Consider the following 280-nt stretch of genomic DNA (forward strand, 5'->3'; position numbering starts at 1 on the left):
ATTACGATCACTCTGGAAATCACGAGCTTTTTCCAAACGCCACCTACCATGTGCAAGACCGCGAGATGGCCTACTGCACCGGGCGCTGCATGTGCCATGAAGGCCTGCGTCACCCTTTCGCGGTGGAAGATGTGACGGCGATGGTTGAGCGTCTGTTCGCCGGGCGGGTGAAGTTTCACAATGAAGAGGCGGAGCTGGCGCCGGGGATCACGCTGCACCGGACCGGCGGCCACTCCGACGGGCTGCAGATTTTGCGAGTGCGCACGGCGCGCGGCTTTGT

At 61.8% G+C, this 280-nt stretch carries 1 pseudogene; it reads left to right on the top strand.

Annotated elements, in window-relative coordinates:
- Positions 1 to 65: 65 nt before the first annotated feature.
- Positions 66 to 280, top strand: a pseudogene (locus N8M20_RS10270) (hypothetical protein); the annotation flags it as partial.

Origin of the sequence: Streptococcus mitis, from assembly GCF_946190275.1 — a bacterium.
In the GTDB taxonomy this organism is placed as follows: domain Bacteria; phylum Bacillota; class Bacilli; order Lactobacillales; family Streptococcaceae; genus Streptococcus; species Streptococcus mitis_DC.